This is a genomic window from Sphingobium aromaticiconvertens (assembly GCF_037154075.1).
Classification (GTDB): domain Bacteria; phylum Pseudomonadota; class Alphaproteobacteria; order Sphingomonadales; family Sphingomonadaceae; genus Sphingobium; species Sphingobium aromaticiconvertens.
On the sequence record NZ_JBANRJ010000001.1, the window covers coordinates 775,927 to 797,947 of the forward strand.

20 protein-coding genes are annotated in these 22,021 nt (G+C 64.0%); 12 read left to right on the forward strand and 8 right to left on the reverse strand.

What is annotated here, in order from left to right:
• Positions 1 to 64 precede the first annotated feature (64 nt).
• Both WFR25_RS03900 and WFR25_RS03905 read right to left on the reverse strand, forming a co-directional pair.
• Positions 65 to 817, reverse strand: coding sequence for an SDR family NAD(P)-dependent oxidoreductase (locus tag WFR25_RS03900; protein ID WP_336968713.1), 753 nt, complete (start codon positions 815 to 817; stop codon positions 65 to 67).
• Positions 818 to 1,069: 252 nt separating this feature from the next.
• Positions 1,070 to 2,266, reverse strand: coding sequence for a cytochrome P450 (locus tag WFR25_RS03905; RefSeq protein ID WP_336968716.1), 1,197 nt, complete (start codon positions 2,264 to 2,266; stop codon positions 1,070 to 1,072).
• Positions 2,267 to 2,316: 50 nt separating this feature from the next.
• Here WFR25_RS03905 and WFR25_RS03910 point away from each other — a divergent pair, with 50 nt between their 5' ends.
• The 3 genes from WFR25_RS03910 to WFR25_RS03920 all read left to right on the forward strand — a co-directional run bounded on the left by WFR25_RS03910 (position 2,317) and on the right by WFR25_RS03920 (position 6,164).
• A complete protein-coding gene (locus WFR25_RS03910) occupies positions 2,317 to 2,880 on the forward strand; it encodes a TetR/AcrR family transcriptional regulator (protein WP_336968718.1) in 564 nt (187 codons plus the stop codon).
• Positions 2,881 to 2,964: 84 nt separating this feature from the next.
• Complete coding sequence (locus tag WFR25_RS03915; RefSeq protein ID WP_336968720.1) at positions 2,965 to 4,434, forward strand: carboxylesterase/lipase family protein; 1,470 nt, start codon at positions 2,965 to 2,967, stop codon at positions 4,432 to 4,434.
• Between the two features lie 116 nt (positions 4,435 to 4,550).
• A complete protein-coding gene (locus WFR25_RS03920; protein WP_336968721.1) occupies positions 4,551 to 6,164 on the forward strand; it encodes an AMP-binding protein in 1,614 nt (537 codons plus the stop codon).
• Here the strand turns inward: WFR25_RS03920 and WFR25_RS03925 are convergent, their stop codons facing one another.
• Positions 6,165 to 7,085, reverse strand: coding sequence for an SDR family NAD(P)-dependent oxidoreductase (locus WFR25_RS03925; RefSeq protein ID WP_336968723.1), 921 nt, complete (start codon positions 7,083 to 7,085; stop codon positions 6,165 to 6,167). It lies immediately after the preceding gene.
• Between the two features lie 161 nt (positions 7,086 to 7,246).
• Between WFR25_RS03925 and WFR25_RS03930 the strand changes: the two genes are divergently transcribed.
• Both WFR25_RS03930 and WFR25_RS03935 read left to right on the forward strand, forming a co-directional pair.
• Positions 7,247 to 8,035 (forward strand): SDR family NAD(P)-dependent oxidoreductase, encoded by a 789-nt coding sequence (locus tag WFR25_RS03930; protein WP_336968726.1) that lies wholly within the window; start codon positions 7,247 to 7,249, stop codon positions 8,033 to 8,035.
• A gap of 66 nt (positions 8,036 to 8,101) precedes the next feature.
• On the forward strand, positions 8,102 to 9,181 hold the full coding sequence (locus WFR25_RS03935; RefSeq protein WP_336968728.1) for an alpha/beta hydrolase fold domain-containing protein: 1,080 nt from the start codon (positions 8,102 to 8,104) through the stop codon (positions 9,179 to 9,181).
• Positions 9,182 to 9,186: 5 nt separating this feature from the next.
• Here the strand turns inward: WFR25_RS03935 and WFR25_RS03940 are convergent, their stop codons facing one another.
• Positions 9,187 to 9,807, reverse strand: coding sequence for a TetR/AcrR family transcriptional regulator (locus WFR25_RS03940; protein ID WP_336968730.1), 621 nt, complete (start codon positions 9,805 to 9,807; stop codon positions 9,187 to 9,189).
• Between the two features lie 145 nt (positions 9,808 to 9,952).
• Here WFR25_RS03940 and WFR25_RS03945 point away from each other — a divergent pair, with 145 nt between their 5' ends.
• The 4 genes from WFR25_RS03945 to WFR25_RS03960 all read left to right on the forward strand — a co-directional run bounded on the left by WFR25_RS03945 (position 9,953) and on the right by WFR25_RS03960 (position 13,002).
• Complete coding sequence (locus WFR25_RS03945) at positions 9,953 to 10,276, forward strand: 2Fe-2S iron-sulfur cluster-binding protein (protein WP_336968732.1); 324 nt, start codon at positions 9,953 to 9,955, stop codon at positions 10,274 to 10,276.
• 13 nt (positions 10,277 to 10,289) lie between these two features.
• A complete protein-coding gene (locus tag WFR25_RS03950) occupies positions 10,290 to 11,501 on the forward strand; it encodes a cytochrome P450 (protein WP_336968734.1) in 1,212 nt (403 codons plus the stop codon).
• 81 nt (positions 11,502 to 11,582) lie between these two features.
• On the forward strand, positions 11,583 to 12,455 hold the full coding sequence (locus tag WFR25_RS03955; RefSeq protein WP_336968735.1) for an SDR family NAD(P)-dependent oxidoreductase: 873 nt from the start codon (positions 11,583 to 11,585) through the stop codon (positions 12,453 to 12,455).
• Position 12,456: 1 nt separating this feature from the next.
• On the forward strand, positions 12,457 to 13,002 hold the full coding sequence (locus WFR25_RS03960; RefSeq protein WP_336968738.1) for a nuclear transport factor 2 family protein: 546 nt from the start codon (positions 12,457 to 12,459) through the stop codon (positions 13,000 to 13,002).
• Between the two features lie 277 nt (positions 13,003 to 13,279).
• Here WFR25_RS03960 and WFR25_RS03965 read toward each other — a convergent pair whose 3' ends face one another.
• A complete protein-coding gene (locus WFR25_RS03965; RefSeq protein WP_336968740.1) occupies positions 13,280 to 14,173 on the reverse strand; it encodes a LysR family transcriptional regulator in 894 nt (297 codons plus the stop codon).
• A gap of 91 nt (positions 14,174 to 14,264) precedes the next feature.
• On the opposite strand from WFR25_RS03965, the gene WFR25_RS03970 reads away from it, so the two are divergent.
• The 3 genes from WFR25_RS03970 to WFR25_RS03980 all read left to right on the forward strand — a co-directional run bounded on the left by WFR25_RS03970 (position 14,265) and on the right by WFR25_RS03980 (position 17,335).
• Positions 14,265 to 15,767: a CoA-acylating methylmalonate-semialdehyde dehydrogenase gene (locus WFR25_RS03970; RefSeq protein WP_336968743.1), complete on the forward strand. Its 1,503-nt coding sequence runs from the start codon at positions 14,265 to 14,267 to the stop codon at positions 15,765 to 15,767.
• A 92-nt stretch (positions 15,768 to 15,859) separates the two neighbouring features.
• Positions 15,860 to 17,041 carry an acetyl-CoA C-acyltransferase gene (locus WFR25_RS03975; protein ID WP_336968745.1) on the forward strand — a complete coding sequence of 394 codons (1,182 nt, stop codon included), beginning with the start codon at positions 15,860 to 15,862 and terminating at the stop codon, positions 17,039 to 17,041.
• 66 nt (positions 17,042 to 17,107) lie between these two features.
• Entirely contained in the window at positions 17,108 to 17,335 is a 228-nt protein-coding gene (locus WFR25_RS03980) for a zinc-finger domain-containing protein (RefSeq protein WP_336968748.1), read from the forward strand.
• Between the two features lie 31 nt (positions 17,336 to 17,366).
• On the opposite strand, the gene WFR25_RS03985 is transcribed toward WFR25_RS03980, so the two are convergent.
• The 3 genes from WFR25_RS03985 to WFR25_RS03995 all read right to left on the reverse strand — a co-directional run bounded on the left by WFR25_RS03985 (position 17,367) and on the right by WFR25_RS03995 (position 21,686).
• Complete coding sequence (locus WFR25_RS03985; protein ID WP_336968751.1) at positions 17,367 to 18,104, reverse strand: response regulator transcription factor; 738 nt, start codon at positions 18,102 to 18,104, stop codon at positions 17,367 to 17,369.
• Entirely contained in the window at positions 18,097 to 20,400 is a 2,304-nt protein-coding gene (locus WFR25_RS03990; RefSeq protein WP_336968754.1) for a GumC family protein, read from the reverse strand. The genes WFR25_RS03985 and WFR25_RS03990 overlap by 8 nt, the downstream gene beginning before the upstream one ends.
• 137 nt (positions 20,401 to 20,537) lie before the next feature.
• Positions 20,538 to 21,686, reverse strand: a complete 1,149-nt coding sequence (locus tag WFR25_RS03995) for a glycosyltransferase family 4 protein (RefSeq protein WP_336968756.1) — start codon at positions 21,684 to 21,686, stop codon at positions 20,538 to 20,540.
• Positions 21,687 to 22,021: the final 335 nt, after the last annotated feature.

Genomic DNA, 22,021 nt, shown 5'->3' on the forward strand with positions numbered 1-22,021 from the left:
TCGCCGGTGATGATGGCGATCTCGTTCGCGAGCAGCATGGGTTTCATCTCTATTCTACCAAGGTTCAATGCGAGCCCATGTAGCGCCCGCCATTGGTGCTGATCGTCTGGCCGGTGATGTAGCTGGCTTCCTCCGACGCCAGATAGGCGCAGGCGGCTGCGATATCCTCCGGCTTGCCGATGCGCTTCATCGGCAGGGTCTGGGCGAAGGCATCGGCGTCGATCGGCGCGGCGCGCAGCATCGGCGTGTCGATGAAACCGGGCGGCACCATGTTGAAGGTGATGCCGGTCGGCGCGAATTCCAGCGCCAGTGCCTTGGTCATGCCCATCAGGCCGCCCTTGGACGAGACATAATGGCCCTGCATGGGCGAGCCGGTCTGCACCGAGGAGGAGGTGATGTTGATGACGCGGCCCCATCCAGCGGCCAGCATGTCGGGCAGGATTTCCTTGGTGAGGAGGTAAGGCCCGCGCAGGTTGATGCGGATGACCTTGTCGAACAGATCATCCTCCGTCTCCATGAACGGGGTGAAGGGGGCGATGCCCGCATTGTTCACCAGGATCGCGACCGGTCCCAGTCTGGCGCGGGTTTCTTCCGCCGCGGCGTGGATCGCGGCCTTGTCCGAACAGTCGGCGTCGAGGGCAATGGCGGTGCCGCCCGCATCCTCGATCATCTTCGCCGTTTCGGCAGCGCCAGCGGCATTAATGTCCCAGATGGCGATCTTGGCCGTATCCTCGGCCAGACGGATGGCGATGGCGCGGCCAATGCCCGACCCTGCGCCCGTCACTACCGCTACTCTACCGTTCAAAGACCTCGACATGATATTCCTTCCTGTACGTTCCTGTGCCAGCATCGGGCGCCGACTAATTGCTTGATCGCTTCGATTGTATTGCGGTGCATGGCGATCTTGATCCGGCCCCCGCACAGCCTGCCAGCAAGGTCGCGGCGTCGGCCTTGATTTCCGTGTCGATCCGGGGTGTCGGGTCGATGCTATGCAGGGTCATGAGGCCTCTCCGGGGCGCGCATCATGCGCCCTCTATGCCGGTCATGAACAGTATCGTTGATTAGGAAGTCAAGCGAGGGGCACGCATGATCGCCTCGGCGAACCCTCCTGGCCCGATGCGGTGTCGCAGGTCACGACTGCGTTGCGCAATTCATAGCTTTGCAGCATGTCGGACCAGCCGATCGTGGGCGCGCGATCCAGCCGGATACCGGGTACGCGGAACAGCCTGTCCAGAAACATCCGCGATTCATGCAGCGCCACTTGCCAGCCGGGGCAATGATGCGCGCCGTCGCCAAAGCTGAGGAACGATCCGTTGGCCTTCATCCGCGTGGCCCGGTCCGGGTCTATGGCGTGGGGGCAGGCGCCGACTACCGTCTCGTCCAGATTGGTGTCGCGCAGGCACAGCGCATAGACGTCCTTCGTCTCCGTTTCCTGCCGATACAGGAAGGCGGCGATCGGTTCCAGGCGCAGGATTTCCTGGAGGATGGCGACCTGTTCCTCCTGATTGCTCTCGACGAAGCGCGTGCGCAGGTCGGGATTGTCGAACATGTGCCAGGCGGCCATCACGATGAACTCGCGGGTCGTCACCATGCCCGCGGCGGCATAGGTCATGCATTCGATCATGATCGTCTTGTCGGAACAGCCCTGGGCGATCAGGTGCGACAATATGTCGTCCTGCGGATTGGCGCGGCGATCGCGGACCGCGGGTTTCACGTCGTTGAAGTAGAAGTCGATCTGGTTGATGAACTTGCGCGCGCTGATGTACAGCCGCCCCAGATAATTATGCTGATGATAGAAGGCCGCCGACAGCGATGCCGACAGCCGCCGCGCCATCCGCGCCCGGTCGGTAACGGTCAGCCCGACAATGTCCGCCGCGACCGCCACTGCCAGATCGAAACTCATGACATCCAGCGTCCCCCGCCCGGTGCGACGCAGCGCGGTGAACTGCTCCTCGATCACCCGCTCCATGATCGCCTGATAGCGGGTCGTGATCGCCTTGGGCGTGAAATAGGGGGCGATGGTGGCGCGCTTTTGCCGGTGGTCCGCGCCGTCCAGAAAGAAAACGGGCGTGCTGCCCGGATCACTTTTGTCGAAATATTGCGCGCCGCCGCCCGCCTGCGTCATCGTCGCGCTGCGCAATATGTTCCGCGCCTCGCGAAAGCCGGTGACGCGCGTCGCGCCCTTTTCCGGTCGGGCGCGGGCCGCGACGATGGATGCGGTCTTGCGGTCGTCGCGGTCAGCGTCAATTGTGGGGGATGCGGGCATTTGTCCGGCTCCTCTTTGGGTATTTGTGATATAGTGTGTATCATATCTCTATGAATGAAACGGCGTCAACCCTCACCGATGCGCGGCAGGTGCGCACGCGGCGCAGTCTGTTGGACGCGCTGCTCACGTTGCTGGAAACACGCGCTTTCGAGCAGGTGACGATCCGGGAAATCGCGCGGCAGGCCGGGATCGGCTATGCGACCTTTTTCCGCCATTATCCCTCCAAGGAAGCGCTGCTTCACGATCTGGCGGCGGGCGAGATCGCAGCGCTGCTGGCGCGTGCCTTGCCGGTGTTGTTCGCGGTCGACACCCGCCAGTCCTGCATCACCCTGTTCCATTATGTCGACGATCGCCGCGCGCTCTGGTCGGCGCTGTTGACGGGGGGCGCGGCAACCATGTTGAAACAGGAGTTTACCGCGCAGGCGCGGCGCATTGCCGAGGAAACGGGCGGGCCGGGCGGCTGGCTGCCCGACGAGTTGCGGGTCATCTTTGCGGTCAGCGCGACGGTGGAGATCATCGCCTGGTGGCTGGGGCAGGACCCCGGCGTCCCGGTCGATAAAATGGCGGAGATACTCGACCGTCTGGTCGTCGTTCCGGCCATGACGACAGAGTGATCGCTCCCGCGATACATGCCCGCCTGCGTGGCGCTATCCTGTGGTTGACCCTAGCCTGACGCCAAAAGGGAAAAGGGGCGGGACATGGATGAACTGACGGTTATAACCAGCGGAGGTCCGGTCAGGGGAATGCGCGCGCAGGGCGTCCGGCGCTGGCTGGGCCTGCCCTATGCGCGGGCGGATCGGTTCGCTGCGCCGCGCCCGGTCGACCCCTGGACCGATATACGCGACGCTACAAAACACGGCTCACAATGCCCGCAAATGTTCGGAAACTCAGCCAAGCGTGCGCAGCTTGCCGCTCCAGCCTTTGCCGAGGATTGCCTGACCCTCAACATATATGCGTCTGAAGGCGGGGCGGATGCGGGCCTCAAGCCAGTCTATGTCTGGATTCACGGCGGCGCATTCGTCGCCGGCAGCGGCAACAGCTATGATGGCTTCGACCTTGCGCGACAGAGCGATATTGTCGTCGTCACCATCAACTATCGGCTGGGCGTGCTGGGCTTCGTCAATTTCGGTGAGGTGCCGGGCCTGCCCGACATCCCCTCCAATCTGGGCCTGCGTGACCAGATCGCGGCGCTGGAGTGGGTGCGGAAAAATATCGCGGCCTTTGGCGGCGATGCTGCCCGGGTGACGATCGGCGGGCAATCTGCCGGGTCGATGGCGGTATCGCTGTTGCTTCAGGCGAAAAGCGCCTGGCCCCTGTTCCATGGCGCGATCATGCAGAGCGGCGCGGTCAGCCTGATCCACGGACGGGCAAAAAGCCGCGCGATCGCCCGCCAATATGCGCAGGCTTTGGGCCTCGACCAAAGCGGGCTGGAACGGTTGCGGACGATGGACCTGCATGAACTGTTCGAGGCGCAGGCGACGGTCGGCGCAGCTAATCCAGGCACCATCCCGGCGGCGCCATGGTTCGACGACGATCTGCTGCCTGCCTCCCTTGCCGACGCCCATGCCCAGCCGTCGGCGCCCGTGCCGCTGCTCGCCGGGGCGGCGCGCGACGAGATCCGCCTGTTCGAAATCATGCCCGGCGAGATATTGCCGACGCGCTGGCCCGCCATGGAAGCGCTTCTCAATACGCAGTTGGGTGCGGCGCAGGCCGCCCAAATATTGGCCACCTATCCGCGCACGAAACAGGGCCGCCGCGCGCTGGCGAGCGACCTCACCTTTCTGATGCCCACCCGCAATTTTGCCGAGCGTCATGCGGGGCACAGCCCCACCTGGTTCTATCGTTTCGACTATGCCCATCCGATCGCCGGGGCGACGCATGGGCTGGACCTGACGCTGACCTGGCCAATGCATGGCCCGCGCGCCGCGCTGGCGCGCGGGGGGCGGATGACCGGAAAGCGGGCGGCGCTGGGCGCACGGATGACTGGCCATTATGGGCATTTCGTGCGTCATGGCACGCCGGAACCGGGCTGGCCGACATATACCGTGCCGCAGCGGCCGGTGAAGATCTTCGATCTGGATGACCGGGTGGAGGCCAACCCGGAGTCCGCACGCTTCGCCGCATGGGCTGGACGCGATGTCGGTGTGGGGCTGGACGGTGGAGACTGATGGCCGGAAGGGCGGATCGCCGGGACGCTGGATGGCGTCGCCCGCTTGCGGGGAAGCGACCGGGCAGGGCACGGAAGGATTCTTCAAGCGACCAGACCGAACAACAGGCCCTCGACATGACCGACACTATCAGCACGCGACGCTCCACGCCCAATGGATGGCGTATCCGGTGGGACGAACCGCTCGCGGCGCAGGCCTATGCTGATGGCTGGTGGCGGACGGACAGTTGCGCCGACGCGCTGGTGCGCGTGGCCCGTGAAGACCCCGATCGCATCCTGATCATCGACGGCGACACGCGCCTGTCGGCCGCTGCCCTCTACGATCAGGCCAGCCGTCTGGCGCAGGCCATGCTGGCGCGGTTCGTGCCCGGCAACGTCGTGTCCTTCATGCTGCCCAACTGGCATGAGGCGGCGGTCATCTACATGGGGGCGACGCTGGCGGGGATGGTCGCCAATCCGATCCTGCCCTCGCTGCGAGACCATGACCTGCATTTCACACTGGCCGACGTGGGTACGCGCATGATTTTCGTGCCGCAGACATTCCGTGGCCATGACTATGCGGTGATGATGGATCGGGTCGCCGCGACGATGGCGCAGCCACCCGAAACCGTGATTGTGCGGGGCGACGCGGGCCATCACACCGCCTATGCCCATCTGTTTGAGGAAGGCGCCGCCGCCCCGCTGCCCGCGATCCATGCGGACGAGGTGCGGATGGTGATGTACACCAGCGGCACCACTGGACGGCCCAAGGGCGTGCTGCACACCCATAACAGCGTAAACGCCCTGATCCGCCAGATTGGCGCGCACTGGCTGGTTGATCCGGGCGACCGTTTTCTGGTGCCGTCACCGATCAGCCATATCGGCGGATCGATTTACGCGTTCGAGGCGCCCTTGCTGCTGGGCAGCACAGCGATCCTGATGGAAGCGTGGAACCCAGCCGAAGCGATCGACATCATGGTCGATCAGCGCTGCACCCACATGGCGGGGGCGACGCCCTTCCTTCAGGGCTTGCTTGCCGCCGCGCGGGAGGCGGATACACGCCTGCCGGACCTGAAGCTTTTTATCTGCGGCGGGGCATCGGTGCCGCCTGTGCTGATCCGCGAGGCATCGGTCACATTCGACCGTGCTATCGTCAGCCGCGTCTATGGCTCGACCGAGGTGCCCGTCACCACCGTGGGGGTCATCGACCGCACGGACATCGACCATGCGGCGGATACCGATGGTCGCCCCGGCATCGCCACGGTCATCATCGCCGAGGATGGCGAAATCCGTGCGCGCGGGCCACAGATGATGCTCGGCTATTTCCGCGAAGAGGACGACGTGGCGGGCTTCGATGCGCAAGGCTATTATCGCACCGGCGACCAGGGCGCCTGGGTCGATGGCGACCATCTGGTCGTTACTGGCCGGATCAAGGATCTCATCATCCGCAACGGCGAGAATATCTCGCCCAAGGAGATTGAGGATCTACTGGCCGACCATCCGGCCATCGCCGAAATCGCCATTGTCGGCGTGCCCGATCCACGCACCGGCGAACGCGCCATCGCCGTCATCGTGGCGCGTGACGGAGCGACGCCGGACGTGGCGGCGCTCGGCGACTATCTTTCGGAGCAGGGGGTTGCGCGCTTCAAATATCCTGAAGGCGTCGAGCTGTGGAAGGCGCTGCCGAAGAATGACGCGGGCAAGGTGTTGAAGCAGGCGATTCGCGCCAAGCTGACCCAGCCCGCGATTTAGCTACGCGCCCTTGGATGCCATGCCGAAACTGTAGCGGATATGGTCGACATGCCCCTCAAGGTCGAAGATCAGCGGGTCAGCGGGGTCGCGGATCGCTTCGATCTGTTGCCCCACATCCTCGATCGACCATTCAGGCTGATAGACGCCCTTGCTCTCGCCAATGAAGGCGCGGGCGATGCGCCCGGCGATCGACACCAGCATTTCGCCGCTCACCGAGCAGCTTTCATGCGCCAGCCAGCCGACCACGGGCGCGACCAGTTCCGGTCCCATCGGCGGGTAGGCGGATATGTCGATCCCCTCGGCCATGCGCGTCACGGCGCCGGGGACGATGATGTTGCACCTGACGCCCTCGTCCGCGCCCTCGATCGCCGCGACATTGTTGAGGCCGATCATCGCCGCCTTCGCCATGCCGTAATTGACGACGTTCCTGTTGCCATACAGCCCGCCGATCGAGGAGGTGAGGACGATCCGGCCATAGCCCGCCGCGCACATCAGCGGAAAGGCGGTGCGCACGACATGGAAGGCGCCGCGCAGATGCACATCGAGCACCGCGTCGAAATCATCCTGGCTCAGATTCTTGAGCGACCCATAGCGGACATTGCCGGCATTATGGATCAATATGTCGATGCGGCCGAAATGGTCGATCGCAGCCTGGATGATGGCGTGTCCGCCCTCCGGTGTGGCGACTGATTCGGTGCAGGCCACAGCCTCACCGCCCGCCGCGCGAATTTCGCGCACCACATCCTCGGCAGGGCCGTTGTCAACGCCGGCGCCATCCATCGGCCCGCCCGGATCGTTGACAACGACCTTCGCGCCGCGCTTCGCGAGCAACAGCGCATAAGCCCGTCCCAGCCCGCGCCCAGCGCCGGTGATGACGGCGACGCGATCGTCGAATCGCAATGCAGATGATGGAGCAGACATAGGAGCAAGCCTCTCTCGAAAAAGGATCGATCCATCGGGTGAACCGTCCGGCCCCCTCGTTCAAGGCATCGGGGGCAAGGCATCGCAGGGGCGGTTCGCGGGTCGCGTCCGACTGGGATAGGAAGGAAATGCGATAGCGAAGAAGAACGGGAACCCAGGCAATGCAGGTAGCGATCATCACCGGAGCGGGCAGCGGCATTGGTCTGTGCACCGCGAAGATGCTGCATGATGCGGGCATGGCCGTGGTGGGCATTGGCCGTGACGAGGCGAAGCTGGCCGCGCTGGCAGAGACGATCAATGATCCCGACCGGCTCGCCACCCTGTCAGTCGATGTTACCGCCAAGGATGCGCCGCAGAAGATCGTGCAATGCGCGCTCGACCGTTTCGGCGGGATCGACTTCCTCATCAACAATGCGGGCGCGGGCAGCCCCAAGCCGCTACACGAAACCGATGATGAGACGCTTGATTATTTCCTCGACCTCATGCTCCGCGCGCCCTTCCGCCTGTGTCGTGAGGCGATCGGCCATATGAAGGAGGGCAGCGGTATCGTGAACGTCACCTCTACCTACGCGGTGATCGGCGGGCGGCGCGGCGGCGCTTATTCCGCGGCAAAGGGCGGCCTCACCGCGCTCACCCAGCATATCGCCTGCGATTATGGCCCGCTGGGTATCCGCGCCAATTGCGTCGCGCCGGGCGTCACCATGACTGACATGGTCCGCCACCGGTTCGAGGATGAGATGTTCAAGCGCGTGAATTTCGAAACCACGCCATTCCCGCGGCTGGGCGAGGTGGAGGACATTGCCAGCACGATCGCCTTCCTCTGCTCGCCCGGCGCTGCCTTCATCAACGGGCAGACGATCGTGGTCGATGGCGGTTGGACCTCGACCAAATATCTTTCGCCCCGCGCGCTGCGGACCGAGTGGATCGAGCCTGAAGACGCGGCGGGTTAACCCTCCGGGTGAGGGGTGATGTTCCATAAGACAAGGGGGCGACAGGCTCGCCGATTCAGGAGAGCGATGATGACCATCTGCCGATCAGTACCATTCCTGTTTGCCGCCATTGCGCTGGCCTGCGCGCCCGCTGCATTGGCGCAAGTGACCAGTGGCTCCATCGAGCCGGACGGTACAGTGGTCGTCCCCTCCTTCAAGCTACCACCGTCGGTTTACCTCAGCGAAGAGGCGAAGAAGGTGCTGCCCCGCACCCCGTCCGATCCCGAAGAACCGATGATGCGTGCCGTCGCGGCAGGGCAGGCGGGGGCGCTGCGCCAGAAGATGCCGCAGATCATGGCCCCGCGCCTCGATCGGCTGAAGGCGATGTACAAGGTCGAAACCCGCGTCGGAGAGATTGCGGGCGTCCCCGCCGTCTATGCCCGCCCGGTGGCGGGCGTGCCAAAGGTGAACGCGGGCAAGATTCTGCTCAACCTGCCGGGTGGCGGGTTCGTCATGGGTATGGCCGGGGGCACGGGCATGATCGAATCGATCCCGCTGGCGGGCCTTGCGGGGGTGGAGATTGTCTCCATCACCTATCGGCAGGGACCGGAAACCACATATCCTGCGGCGACGGAAGATGTAGCCAAAGTCTATCGGGAACTGCTCAAGACCCACAAGCCACAGGACATCGCCATTTTCGGCTGCTCCGCCGGGGGGCTGTTGACGGCACAGGTGATGGCCTGGTTCATCAAGGAAAAGCTGCCGCTTCCCGCAGCCATCGGCATTTTCTGCGCGTCAGCGGACGCGCGCTGGGGTGGGGATAGCCGCGCCTTTGGTCGCCCCTTTCAGGCTCTCCCGATGCGGGACGATGTGCGCGCCTATTTCAAGGGCATCGACCTCAGCGATCCAATGGTTTCGCCAGTCCTCTCGCCCGATACGCTGCTGCAATTCCCGCCGACGCTGGTGATCACCAGCACCCGCGCGTTCGAGATGAGCGCGGCGGTCAACACGCATCGCGCATTGGTGAAGGCCGGGCGCACCGCAGACCTGCACGTCTGGGATGGGTTGGGACATGCCTTTTTTTACGACCCGGCGCTGCCCGAATCGCGTGAGGCGTTCGACGTGATGACCGCCTTTTTCCGCCACCATCTCAAACTGGCGAAATAGCGGGATCAGGCCATGATTGCCCGGCGGCAAAACTCCCATATCTCCTCGGCCAGCGCGGTGCGTCGGTCGAGGTCAGGGCGCGTCCCTTCCTCCGCCAGCAATTCGGTGTGCACGGTCGCGGACACCAGATTATAAACCAGCACTGCCAACCGCTGGACCGGGGAAGGGCGGACCTGCCCGGCGGCCATGCCATCGCCCAGTTGCGTGGCGATCAGGTCGACGAGCGGGCTGACGGCCCGGTGCAATTCCGCTGGCCGGGCTTCGGCCAGACGCAGATGCTCGCGACTGAGCGCGGCCCCGCGCCGCTGGCCGCCGTCGCCTGCCCCCGTATCCATTGATCCGCGCCCCAGCACGATGCTGGTGACGATATAGTGCATGCGTGTCATCGGGTCGGGCAGGTCACGCACCTGCTCGCCAAAAAATGTGGCTGCGGCGCGCAGCGTATGCGCGAACACCGCCAGCACCAGATCATCCTTACCTGCGAAGCGATCATAGAAAGCGCGACGCGCAAGGCCTGTGCGCGCCAGCACGGCGCGGATCGTCAGCCCCTCCAGCCCTGCCTCATCCAGCAGGTCGTAGGCCGCCGCGACAATCTGCCGGCTACGGTCCGACGTATCGTCGTCCATCTCGCTTATCGTTATCGCCGGGCTGTCCATTGCGCCGCCCCTTTCCTGTGAGAACAAAGTTCTTCCCTTCTAACAGTCCCGCGTTATAGTGCCAGTGAAGAGAACGACGTTCTCAAAAAGTGTGATAGAAAGAATGGAGAGGTCGATGGTGTCCGTCACCTATATTGAAGCCAATGGCGCGAGCCATGTCGTGGCCGTGCCCGATGGCGAGAATCTGATGCGCGGAGCGCTGGATAACGGGATCGATGGGATCGTCGGCGAATGCGGCGGCGGCCTCGCCTGCGCGACCTGCCACTGCTATGTTGACGATGCCTGGGCTGACCGGCTGCCGATGCCCGAGCCAATTGAAGGCGAAATGCTGGAATGCGCCTCCGCGCCGCTCAAGGCCACCAGTCGGCTGAGCTGCCAGATCGTTGTCGGCCCGGCGCTGGATGGCCTAGTCGTCCATCTTCCCGAAACCCAGTTTTAAGGGAGGCATAGTCATGGCTACCGCACCCGTCGCCGACATTCCGGCCCATGTTCCGCCCGACTTGATCCGCGAGATCGGCCTGACCACCGGCGCCGATTTTCTCGCCGCGCCGCACGATTTCATGGCGAAGCTGCACGAAACCCATCCGCCGATCTTCTACAGCGTCAATCCGCTGGTCGGGAATGCCTGGGTCACGATCAAGCATGAGGATGCCTTCTTCGCGCTGCGCCACCCGGAATATTTCACCACCGCCGGGGCCACGCCTTTCCCGCGCGATCCCAATAATTATTTCTACTTCATCCCGCTGGAAATCGACCCGCCGCATCATCGCAAATATCGCGCTATCCTGGATTCCACCTTCTCGCCGCAGGGGGTGATGAAGCTGGACGCCTATATGCGGCGCCTGTCGAACGAACTGATCGACGAATTTATCGACAAGGGCGAAGTGGAATTTACGACCGGCTTCGGACGTCCGCTCCCCGTTTCCATCTTCCTCGACCTGATGGGGCTGCCGCAGGAGATGCGCGACACCTTTGTCGGCTGGGCGGTGGACCTGCTCCATTCGCAGGACCGGATGAGCGCGGGCCTCGCGATGCGCGGGATTGAGGCGTATCTGGCGCAGGTCATCGTGGAAAAGACGAAGACGCCCGACGATGGCGTCATCAGCACCATCATTCAGGCGCGCCCCGATGGCGAACCGCTGACCGAGCGCGAGATTTTCGGCTTCACTTTCTTCCTCTTCATCGCGGGCCTCGACACGGTGTTCGCCACGCTCAACAATATGTGGCTGTGGCTGGCCCGCAATCCCGACCGGCGGCGGGAGATCATCGACAATCCCGGCAACATCAATGCGCAGGTCGAGGAGCTGCTGCGCGTCTTCTCCGTCACCTTCTCCGGCCGCACGCTGACGCAGGATATCGAGATGCGCGGCGTCAAGATGAAAGCGGGCGACAAGTTCACCAGTATCCTGCCCGCCTGCAATTATGACCCGGACGTGTTCGCGGACCCGACGACCATCGACTTCTCCCGTCCGCGCAAACCCATCCTGGCCTTTGCGGGCGGCGTCCATGCCTGTATCGGCGCGCATCTGGCGCGGCTGGAGATCAAGATCGGGTTGCAGGAATGGTTGCGCCGCATCCCCGACTTCGCGGTGAAGCCGGATGCTGAGATCAGCTATTATCCCGGCGGCGTCGTCGGGCCGAAAGCGCTGCCGCTGGTCTGGTAGCCTTTGTCCAGATCCGTCAAGCGATGCTGGAGGCGGCCCCGATATAATCCATCTCAAAGCACAAGGAGCAGGAGGAACTACATGGCATCGCTTGACGGCAAGGTCGCGGTCGTGACCGGCGCCAGCCGGGGCATCGGCAAGGGCATTGCGCTGGCTCTCGCGGCAGAGGGCGCGACTGTCTATGTGACGGGCCGCACGGTGACGGCGGGGGAATATCCGCTCCCCGGCACGGTCGGCGAAACCGCTGCCGAATGCGACGCGCGCGGGGGCAGGGGCATCGCCGTGCAGGTCGATCATGCCGACGATGTGCAGGTCGCCGCGCTGTTCGATCAGGTCCAGCGCGAACAGGGCCGCCTCGACATCCTCGTCAATAACGCCTTCGCGCTGCCCGAAGATCTGACCGAGAAAAAGCCCTTCTGGGAAAAGCCGCTCTCCAACTGGCAGATGGTCGATGTCGGCGTCCGCTCCAACTTCGTCGCCGCCTGGCACGCCGCGAAGATCATGGCCCCGCAAAAGTCCGGGCTGATCGTCGCCATCTCCGGCTATGTCGGCGTCACCTATACCTACGGTGTAGTGTTCGGCATAGCCAAGTCTGCGGTCGACCGCATGGCCCGCGACATGGCGATCGAACTGCAACCGCATGGCGTCGCCTCGCTCTCGCTCTGGCAAGGGCTGACCTTTACCGAACGCGCCAACCGCAATCTGGAGCGCGATCCGGCCATGAAGGCGTTGACCGTCACCAACCCGCTGATCGGCTGCTCGCCCGAATTTCCCGGACGCGTCATCGCCGCGCTGGCGAGCGACCCGGCGGTGATGCAGCGTTCGGGCGGCACCTTCATCACGGCGGAGGTGGCGCAGGACTATGGCGTCACCGACATCGACGGCAAGGTCATCCCCTCCCTGCGGGCCGAGCGTGGCGCGCCCATCTGGCAACCGATTGCACAAGGAGCGTGATATGGACGCTGATCGCCTCGCCCGCCTCGACGCGCTGCTCGACCGGCAGGACATCGCCGACTGCCTGACCCGGTTCAGCCGGGGCATGGACCGCTTCGATCGGGCGCTGTTCCTGTCGGCCTTCCACAATGATGCGACGATAGCAGCGGGCGCCTTTGTCGGTGGCCCGGAAGCCCTGTACGACTGGGCCAGCGCGTTGCATGAGGACGGACAGGTCGCCACCCATCATAATCTGCTCAACTTCACCTGCGAGATCGACGGCGATACCGCCCATAGCGAGCAATATTATCTGTTCGTCGGCCGCAACCGGGATGAGAGCAACTGGATCGCCGGCGGTCGCTATATCGACCGGCTGGAGCGGCGCGACGGCGCGTGGAAGATCGCTCTGCGCACCAATATGATCGAATGGTCGGGCACCGTGCCGACCCTGCCGCTGCCCTTCGCCGATGTGCCGGGCATTGGCGACAATGGCCTGCCCGCACGCAGCGCGGACGATCCGTCCTACCAGCGCCCGCTCACCAATCGCCGCGCGCCGTTCATTCCCTGACGGGTCCAGAGTTTGTCGAGGTTTTCGACAAGCGCAAGCGCCATGAGCGGACGCTTTTAACCCTCTCCCGCCTTCGCGGGAGAGGGTTGGGTGAGGATCTTTCTTCGACCATTCTCGGATGGAAAAGACTGCACTTTCTGTTCCTGGAAGCAGCCTCCATTCAGGTGCAGATACCCTCGACTAACCCAAGAGCGTTTAGCGTCGTCACCCGCGTCGACCGTCCGCAACACGCCCCTTGCCGACGTTTAGAGAGCGCCTTCCCCAAAAACCCCACCCCCTAAAAATCTCCCCTGTTCTCCGCCACCAGTTCATCCAGAAAATCGACCACCGCCCTGATCCTCGGCAGCTTCTGCTGATCGGCGTGCATCACCAGCCAATAGCTGCGGATGATCTCCACCCGCTCGGGCAGGATGCGGACCAGCCGCTCGTCCGCCTCGGCCGCAAAGACGTGCAGCATTCCCAGTCCCAGCCCCGCCGCCACCGCCGCCTGCTGCGCGGCGATCGAGCTTGACCGGAACACCGGCCGCGCATCCACCGATATCTCGCGCAGATAACGTAACTCGGGCAGTTCCAGCATATCGTCGATATACCAGGCGAAGGGGTGCTCGGCCGCCTGCTCCAGCCCGTCGATCGGTCCATGCTCCGCCAGATAGGCCTTCGACGCATAAAGGCCGACGCGATAATCGACCAGCCGCCGCGCCACCACCCGGCCCTTGGGCGGGCGGTTGAGGGTGATGGCCAGGTCCGCTTCCCGGTTGATCAGGTTCACCATTCGCGACTGGGGCGACAGTTCCAACTGGAGCGCGGGGTGCCGGGCGCTGAGCGCGGGCACATTGGGCGCGATCAGATAGGTGCCGAACGCTTCGGGCGTCGCCAGCCGCACCGTGCCTGACACGGCGGCGTCGCGCCCGCCCAGCATCTGCGCCGCCGCCGACACCTCCGCCTCCATCCGCTCGGCAAAGGCGACCAGCGCCGCGCCCGCATCGGTCAGGCGGATGCCACGCGGCGAGCGTTCGGTCAGCGCCGACCCGACGCCTGCCTCCAGCGCGTTCAGCCGCCGCGCCATAGTCGTCTGGTCCAGCCCGACGGCCCGCGCCGCCACCGTCATGCGCCCGGCGCGCGCTATGGCAAGGAACAGCCGCAGATCGTCCCAGATAAGAGGTGTGGACATATACGCATATCCCTAAGTCGATTATGTCGATTTCTCAGCACCATTACATACCCTATCAGGGCCACAACACAATGTAAGGAGAGGCTTGCCCATGCGCACCATTACCAATTTCATCGATGGCGTTTCCGTCGCCCCGTCGCAAAATCCCCGCCTGGGTGAGATTTTCGCGCCGACCATCGGCCAGGTGCAGGCCCATGTCGAACTCGGCACGCCCGCCGATCTCGATGCCGCCGTCGCCAGCGCGGTCGCCGCCCAGCCCGCCTGGGCCGCCATGAACCCGCAGCGCCGCGCCCGCGTGATGTTCAATTTCAAGGCGCTCATTGAAAAGAATATGGACGCGCTCGCCGAAATGCTGGCGTCCGAACATGGCAAGGTGATCGCCGACGCGAAGGGCGACATTCAACGCGGTCTGGATGTGGTCGAGTTTGCCTGCGGCATCCCGCATCTGCTGAAGGGCGAATATACCGAAGGGGCAGGGCCGGGCATCGACGTCTATTCGGTGCGTCAGGCACTGGGCGTGGTCGCGGGCATCACCCCGTTCAACTTTCCGGCGATGATCCCGCTGTGGATGCTGGCCCCGGCCATCGCCTGCGGCAACGCCTTCATCCTCAAGCCCTCCGAGCGTGATCCGTCGGTGCCGGTGATGCTGGCCGAACTGCTGATCGAGGCGGGCCTGCCCAAGGGTATCCTCAACGTCGTCCATGGCGACAAGGTGACGGTCGACGCGATCCTCGACCATCGCGATATCAAGGCGGTCAGCTTCGTCGGCTCCTCCGACATCGCCCAATATGTCTATGGTCGCGGCGCGGCTAACGGCAAGCGGATGCAGTGCATGGGCGGCGCGAAGAATCACGGCATCATCATGCCCGACGCCGACATCGATCAGGCGGTCGCCGACATTCTTGGCGCGGCCTATGGCTCGGCGGGCGAGCGGTGCATGGCGCTGCCCGTCGTCACCCCGGTGGGCGAGCAGACCGCCACTATCCTGCGCGCCAAGCTGGTCGAGGAAATCGAGAAGCTGAAGGTCGGCATCTCCGCCGATCCCGACGCCCATTATGGCCCGGTCGTCAGCGCCCAGCACAAGGCGCGGATCGAGAACTATATCGACATGGCGGTCAGGGAAGGCGCGGAACTGGTTATCGACGGCCGGGGCTTCTCGCTCCAGGGCTATGAGGACGGCTATTTCCTGGCCCCCACGCTGCTCGACCGCGTGACCCCGCAGATGCAAAGCTATCAGGAGGAAATCTTTGGCCCCGTGCTTCAGATCCTGCGCGCCGACACGTTCGAGGAGGCTGTTCGCTATCCCTCGGAGCATCAGTACGGGAACGGCGTCGCCATCTTCACCCGCAACGGCGACTTCGCCCGCCGCTTCGCCGCGTCGGTCGAGGTGGGGATGGTCGGCATCAACGTGCCGATCCCGGTGCCCGTCTCCTACCACAGTTTCGGCGGCTGGAAGCGGTCGGGCTTTGGCGACATGAACCAGTACGGCATGGACGGCGTGCGCTTCTACACGCGGGTCAAGACGATCACCCAGCGCTGGCCCAGCGGCGGGTCCGTCAGCGACCAGAGCTTCGTCATCCCGACGATGGATTGATCGAGCGGATGCGCGGGGCGGACGGTTGACAGTCCGCCGCGGCATCGCCACATCTACTCACGAGTAGCTTTTCCGTTTCTAAGGACATGTCCATGACCGATCCTGTCGTCATCGCCGGTTACGCCCGCACGCCAATGGGTGGTTTTCAGGGCGCGCTCTCCGCGCTTAAAGCGACCGAGCTTGGTTCCGCCGCCGTTGCCGCCGCCGTCGAGCGCGCTGGCGTAAGCCCTGATGCCATCGACCGCATCTATATGGGCTGCGTCCTGCCCGCCGGTCTTGGTCAGGCGCCCGCGCGTCAGGCGGCGCTGGGCGCGGGCCTCTCCAAATCGGTGGAAGCCACGACCGTCAACAAGATGTGCGGATCGGGGATGCAGGCGGCGATCATGGCATGGGATGCCCTGGCCGCAGGCAGCGCCGACATCATCATCGCGGGCGGCATGGAAAGCATGACCAACGCCCCTTATGCGCTGCCCAAGCATCGTGCGGGCGCCCGCATCGGTCATGACCGGATCATCGATACGATGATGATGGACGGCCTTGAGGATGCCTATGAACCCGGCAAGGCGATGGGCGTCTTTGCCGAGGACGCGGTGCAGGCATATCAGTTCACCCGCGCCGATCAGGACGATTATGCGCTGCGCTCGCTGGAGCGCGCCAATGCCGCGATCAACAGCGGCGGCTTCGAAAAGGAAATCGTACCGGTTACGGTGAAGGGCCGGGGCGGGGACACCGTCGTCGCGGTGGACGAACAGCCCGGCAAGGCGCGGCCCGACAAGATTCCCGGCCTCAAGCCCGCTTTCCTCAAGGACGGCACCATCACCGCCGCCAACGCTTCGTCCATCTCGGACGGCGCCGCCGCGCTGGTGATGACGCGCAAGAGCGTCGCCGAGAAGCTGGGCCTGCCCATTGTCGCCACGGTCGTCGCCCACGCCGCCCATGCGCATGAACCGGGCCTGTTCACCACCGCGCCGGTGCCCGCGATTGGCAAGCTGCTGGAACGGGCCGGCTGGTCGGCTGAAGATGTCGATCTGTACGAGGTCAACGAAGCCTTTGCCGTGGTCGCCATGATCGCGGCGCGCGATCTCAACATCCCGGCCGAAAAGCTGAACGTCAACGGGGGCGCGACCGCGCTTGGCCATCCGATCGGCGCCAGCGGCGCGCGCATATTGGTGACGCTGCTCGCGGCGCTGGAAGCACGCGGCCTCAAGCGTGGCGTCGCCAGCCTCTGCATCGGCGGTGGCGAAGCCACGGCGATGGCGGTCGAACTGGCCTGATTTTCCGTGAAACCGCGCCGCTGCACCATATTGCAGCGGCGCGATCACGCTGGTAGACGAGCGGCCATGACCCAGCCGCCCGAAATCCTCCGCGTTTCCAAATCCCGTGTCGCCTGCGACGGATCAGGTGACATTCCCGCCGCGCTCGGCCATCCGCGCGTTTTCCTGGAAATCGATGAGCATGGCTATGTCGATTGCGGCTATTGCGACAAGCGCTTCGTCCTGATCGGTGGCCCCGCTGATGGTCCCGAAGCTGCTGCCGCCCCCGATATCGCATCGGGCGCCAGCCTCTAAATCCTGGTGAAGAGGCGGCGGTTCCGTCGCTTCAGGACGGCATTTCCACCTTCGCAGGCAGGCTGTTCTGTCCCAGGAAATGGGCGATGATCTGCGTCCGGTTGCGGGCGCCCGCCTGTTCCATGATCGCCCGGATATGAACCTTCACCGTGCTTTCGCTGATCAGGAGCTGCCGGGCGATCAGCTTGTTGGACAGGCCGAGCGCAAGCAGGCGCAGGACATCCTGTTGGCGCGGGGTCAGCCCATGGAACCGCCGATGATCTATATCGCCCTTGCCCGTCCGGGGAGAGCTGCTTTCGCCCAGCGCATCACGCACGACCTGCAATATGTGGCTGGGATAGACGATCAGGTCGCGGCGGACGACGTGTATCGCCTCGACCAGCAGGTCGAGTCCTACATCACTGGTCAGGAAACCACGCGCTCCGTGGCGCAGGCTATCCAGCACTTCGTCCGTTTCGTTCCCATCCGCCATGACAATCATGGCGGCATCCGGCCAGCGAATCGCTGCATCTGTCAGTTGAGCCGCCCGGCTCGCATTCGCTGGACCTGCCTTGAATCCCTGAAACAGGAGCAGATCGGGCTTTTCGCCGTCTGGCGTTCCAGCGATGTCGCCGGTCCCTCGCGCCCGCAATCCAACGGCGTGGTCCAGCACGGCAAGCGTGCAACTGCGTCCCAGCGGTGAAGGGTCGATCACCAGCACCGCAATGTCCTTATCCCTTGATGCTGAGGGGCTGTGGCGTGGCATGTTGGGAACGACCGGGTTACGCATGGATACGGCGACCCCTTATCCGCCCGAAGACATCGCTTATGCGTTCGCGCCAGCTAAGGGGTCGAGGGACTTCGCCACTATAATAAGCGGCGGCATCGACATAGAATTGCACCGAGTCGCCATAGCCGCGCCGCGCATGCTCCACATAATCGACCCGGTTGAACACCGCCGCCGCCACATTGTTGTGCAGAAGGTGAAGGGAGGCACGGGCCTGCTCGATCGTGGTGTGCCCCCAGCGCAGAACCAGTAGCGTGGAATCGGCCACGTCCGTCAATGTTCGGGCGTCGCGCACGGCCAGCGCCGCAGGCGCATTGATGATGATCAGGTCGAAGCGTTCGCGCAAATCGTCGAACAACATCCGGATGCGGCCGACCCGTATCAACGATGCCGGGTCGCGCACCGGTTCGCGGGTGCTCAAAACGGTTGGCTTGTAAGTCGTGATGCCCCGCTCTTCATGCGGACGCTCGCTGCTGATCAACGCCTTTGGTCCATCGACTTCGCCGGACAGGAAGTCGACCAGATCGGGACCGTCAATCCGCCGCTGCATTTCCTGCAAGGCGCCCGGACGACGCAGGTCGAGGTCGACCACCACCGCCCGCCGCCCCATGGCAGAGGCCGCCGCCGCCAGGCTGAGCGCCACCACTGATTTGCCGTCGCCGGGCAGGGGGGATGTGATGAGAACGGTCTGCGGTCCTTCCTTCTTGGCCAGTTGCGCGACCTCTGCGTGCAGGGAGCGCGCAACCTCGGCGAACAGCGACTGCGGTTCGCGAATGACCAGGCTTTCCTCCGGATCGGCGCTGGCGTCCGTGTCGATGTTGGGCAGCATTGCAAAGGTCGGCAGCCCGAACAGGCGCCGCACCTGGTCGCTGGTCCTCAGCTTGTTGTCAAACATCTCGATCGCCAGCACCAGGAGCAGCGAAAAGATGAGCGAGCCGGCAAAGGCGCTGGCCAGCGCTTTCTTGGGGGTCGGATAGATCGGGCTGGTCGGCACGACCGCGCCCGATATCTGGGTCGAATTGACGCCGGTTGAGGAGAGTTCTGCCTTCACTTCCTGCGCGCGCTGGGCAGTCGCGACATAGACCTGCCGCGCGGTGTCCGCCTGCCGTTCCAGTTCGGCCAGGTCCACGGAGTTCTGCGTATTGGCATAAGCCTTGGCTGTTATCGCCTGAAGCTGTGCGGCCAGGCGGGAGGCGCGCGCGCTCGCGCTGGCCGCTTCGCTCTGGGCAAGACCGGATTCGCGGGCGGCGTCCGCCGCCGCGTTGGCTTGGGACGCTGCCAGGACGGCGCGTTGTTCCTTGCCCATATTCTGTGTCAGCTCGGTCATCTGGGCATTGAGTGTGACCAGATCAGGATGTCCGGGGCCAAAGCTGGCCGACAGGCGCGCTTTTTCCCGCAGCAAAGTGTCATAGTCCCGTTGCTGCTGCTGCAGCAGGGAGGAGGTGGCGCCTGCGGTCGTCCGTATCGAAGCCGCCCGCGCTACACCCGCCGATCGCGCGGCCATTGCGGCCTGCATGCCGCTGGCCGATGCCGTTTCGGTGGCGATCCGGTTGATCTGTTGCAGATCTTCCGTGCCGCCCGCACCGACCAGCATGCCGCGGTTGCGGCGGAAATCGGCGACCTTCCTGTCGGCCTGTTGCAAGGCGACAGCCATGCGCTGGGCTTCGCGCGAAATGGCGTCGTACATCTCGTCCCGACGATTGTTCCGACGGCTTGTGCGCTGGGCCTGAAGGCTCTTTACATATTGATTGGCGATGAGGGTCGCGAGTTCCGCGTCGTCAGTGGTCACGACGACGTCGATGAAATCGGATTCGGGGCTGCTCAGTATCTTGGTCATGTCCTGAAGTTTGAGCGATGCGCTATCGATGGCTTCCCCGACCTTCTTGTTGTTGGTCACGATGGCTTCGCCCATGAAGGATCGATTGTAGACGAGCCGGAGGTCGCGAACGACGCGTTCCGCCAGTGCTCGCGAACGGAAGGTGCGCGCTTCGTTGGCCACGCGCTGCTGATTGCGCGCCGCAATTTCCGCCTGGTTGGCGCCGGCATTATCATTAAGTTCGACCTGGATCGTCGAAGCGGCCTGATATTGCGGCGTGGCCAACAACTGGGTGACGAGCGTGACGAGCATGGACAGCCCGACGATGGCGCCCACCATCAGTCGATGGCGGCGCAACATCTGCCATGCCTGGCGGACGGTCAGTTGCTGAAGTTCGGGCTGCCCCGTCATGTCGACGGTCTGCTCGTTCCTCTTGTCGCCTGGCGCTGCGCGCCGGTCGCCGATCATCGCTGCATATGTCATTCACTGTCCTCGGACGTCGATCGGGTGATCATGATTGCCCGCTCCCCAAGCGTTTTGATCCGCGCCGATAGTGCCGCTTCCTGTCGACCCGGAGCAAAAGCTATTGGGGGGCTGACAGCGCGCATTCTGACTAAGACTTATGGATAGGCAGACAGGCTGGCAGGTGTGGTCGCCGAAACAGCATCCGTATGAACGACGCCACGCAGCCTTTCGTACACGCGCAGATGATTGTCGACATAGGCCTCGATTGAATGCCCGCGCGCCGTCGTGATCGCGCCTCGGGACAAATCTGCATGCAAGGCCGGATCGGAAATTGACCGGTCGATCGCTGCGGCCAATGCCTCGGGACATCCTCCCTGAGCCAGCAGGCCGTTGACGCCATCGCTTATGATATCGACATTGCCCGCAACCTGTGTCGCGATGACCGGCAACCCGGTCGCCATTGCTTCCAGGATCGCGATCGGCAATCCTTCATAGAGGGAACTGTTCACGAACAGGTCCGCCTGTAAAAGCAGGTCGTTTATGTCGCTGCGAGTGCCGAGCAGTTCGACCATGTCGGACACACCCTCGGCGTTCACCAGGCTTTGCAAGTCGTGCAGCAATGCGCCGCCGCCAACGATGCGGAACTGTGCGCGTTGGCCGCGTTCGGCAAGGCGCGCTCGTAAAGGCTTTGCGGCGCGGATGAGCGTGGGGTAATCCTTTTGCGCCGTCAGTGCGCCGACACTGATGATCTGCACCGGATCTCCAGGTCGCGAACGTGGTGTGTCCGTAAAATAGTCCTCGCCAACGGCATTGCGGATCGCCGTGATCCGTCGGCTGGTGTGCGACCGTATCAGCCTGGCGCACTCTTCGCTAATCGCCACATATTCGCCCGCAACGCGGTCGAAGAGGTGGAAAAGCGGCAGAGGAAAGGAAAAGCGCGTGTTATGATGCGTTAGCACCACCGGCGCGGCAGGCCGGGCCAGCCACAGCATCGGCAGGGCGCGGGCAGTGTGGGTGTGGATAACGTCTGGCTGGACCGCGCGGATCAACCGCCGCAAGGCCATCATGCCGGAAAGCGGGTCGCGTCGGGCGGACAGCCCCAGGGAATGGGCTTCGCCACCGCCATCGGTTATTTTCGATCGCAATATCTGCTCAAACGCTGCGCTGTTGCCGAGCGTCTCTGCGTCGCACAGGGCCGCTACGACCGGCGCATGTCCGACCCGTGCAAAGCCGCGCGACAGGTTGGTGACGAGTGTTTCCGCTCCGCCCGAAGTGAAGCTGGTGATGATGGAAAGAATACGCATCTGCGGCTAAGGCTCGATGCCAGCGCCCAGCAGCAGCGAATGTGCCTGGGGTGTCAGCCGATGGTTGCACCGATCGCGCATACGCGTTCGCATAGGGGCGAAGCGGGGGGCGAACACCACCTCATCCAGTATGTCGTCGATGACGGCCGCTTCGCCAAAGCGGGCGCGACGGGTTGCATCACCCGCGCCAAGGGCGGGCAGAGCGAACCTCGCGCGACGCCTTTTATCTGTATCGGGGATGGCTGCTCCATGCACCGCGTTCAAAGCTCCCGTGATCGGCAATTGCCCTTGAAGACAGCTTGCTTGTCTTCCCTGGCCATTGCTGAGTCTATCAT

Excerpts from the sequence above, each read along its gene's own strand:
- WFR25_RS03990 (WP_336968754.1), bottom strand. The coding sequence starts at position 20,400 with ATGACATATGCAGCGATGATCGGCGACCGGCGCGCAGCGCCAGGCGAC.
- WFR25_RS03965 (WP_336968740.1), bottom strand. The coding sequence starts at position 14,173 with ATGTCCACACCTCTTATCTGGGACGATCTGCGGCTGTTCCTTGCCATA.
- WFR25_RS03925 (WP_336968723.1), bottom strand. The coding sequence starts at position 7,085 with ATGTCTGCTCCATCATCTGCATTGCGATTCGACGATCGCGTCGCCGTC.
- WFR25_RS03985 (WP_336968751.1), bottom strand. The coding sequence starts at position 18,104 with ATGCGTAACCCGGTCGTTCCCAACATGCCACGCCACAGCCCCTCAGCA.
- WFR25_RS03950 (WP_336968734.1), top strand. The coding sequence starts at position 10,290 with ATGGCTACCGCACCCGTCGCCGACATTCCGGCCCATGTTCCGCCCGAC.
- WFR25_RS03945 (WP_336968732.1), top strand. The coding sequence starts at position 9,953 with ATGGTGTCCGTCACCTATATTGAAGCCAATGGCGCGAGCCATGTCGTG.
- WFR25_RS03940 (WP_336968730.1), bottom strand. The coding sequence starts at position 9,807 with ATGGACGACGATACGTCGGACCGTAGCCGGCAGATTGTCGCGGCGGCC.
- WFR25_RS03960 (WP_336968738.1), top strand. The coding sequence starts at position 12,457 with ATGGACGCTGATCGCCTCGCCCGCCTCGACGCGCTGCTCGACCGGCAG.
- WFR25_RS03920 (WP_336968721.1), top strand. The coding sequence starts at position 4,551 with ATGACCGACACTATCAGCACGCGACGCTCCACGCCCAATGGATGGCGT.
- WFR25_RS03980 (WP_336968748.1), top strand. The coding sequence starts at position 17,108 with ATGACCCAGCCGCCCGAAATCCTCCGCGTTTCCAAATCCCGTGTCGCC.
- WFR25_RS03910 (WP_336968718.1), top strand. The coding sequence starts at position 2,317 with ATGAATGAAACGGCGTCAACCCTCACCGATGCGCGGCAGGTGCGCACG.
- WFR25_RS03970 (WP_336968743.1), top strand. The coding sequence starts at position 14,265 with ATGCGCACCATTACCAATTTCATCGATGGCGTTTCCGTCGCCCCGTCG.
- WFR25_RS03905 (WP_336968716.1), bottom strand. The coding sequence starts at position 2,266 with ATGCCCGCATCCCCCACAATTGACGCTGACCGCGACGACCGCAAGACC.
- WFR25_RS03915 (WP_336968720.1), top strand. The coding sequence starts at position 2,965 with ATGGATGAACTGACGGTTATAACCAGCGGAGGTCCGGTCAGGGGAATG.
- WFR25_RS03930 (WP_336968726.1), top strand. The coding sequence starts at position 7,247 with ATGCAGGTAGCGATCATCACCGGAGCGGGCAGCGGCATTGGTCTGTGC.
- WFR25_RS03955 (WP_336968735.1), top strand. The coding sequence starts at position 11,583 with ATGGCATCGCTTGACGGCAAGGTCGCGGTCGTGACCGGCGCCAGCCGG.
- WFR25_RS03935 (WP_336968728.1), top strand. The coding sequence starts at position 8,102 with ATGATGACCATCTGCCGATCAGTACCATTCCTGTTTGCCGCCATTGCG.
- WFR25_RS03975 (WP_336968745.1), top strand. The coding sequence starts at position 15,860 with ATGACCGATCCTGTCGTCATCGCCGGTTACGCCCGCACGCCAATGGGT.
- WFR25_RS03995 (WP_336968756.1), bottom strand. The coding sequence starts at position 21,686 with ATGCGTATTCTTTCCATCATCACCAGCTTCACTTCGGGCGGAGCGGAA.
- WFR25_RS03900 (WP_336968713.1), bottom strand. The coding sequence starts at position 817 with ATGTCGAGGTCTTTGAACGGTAGAGTAGCGGTAGTGACGGGCGCAGGG.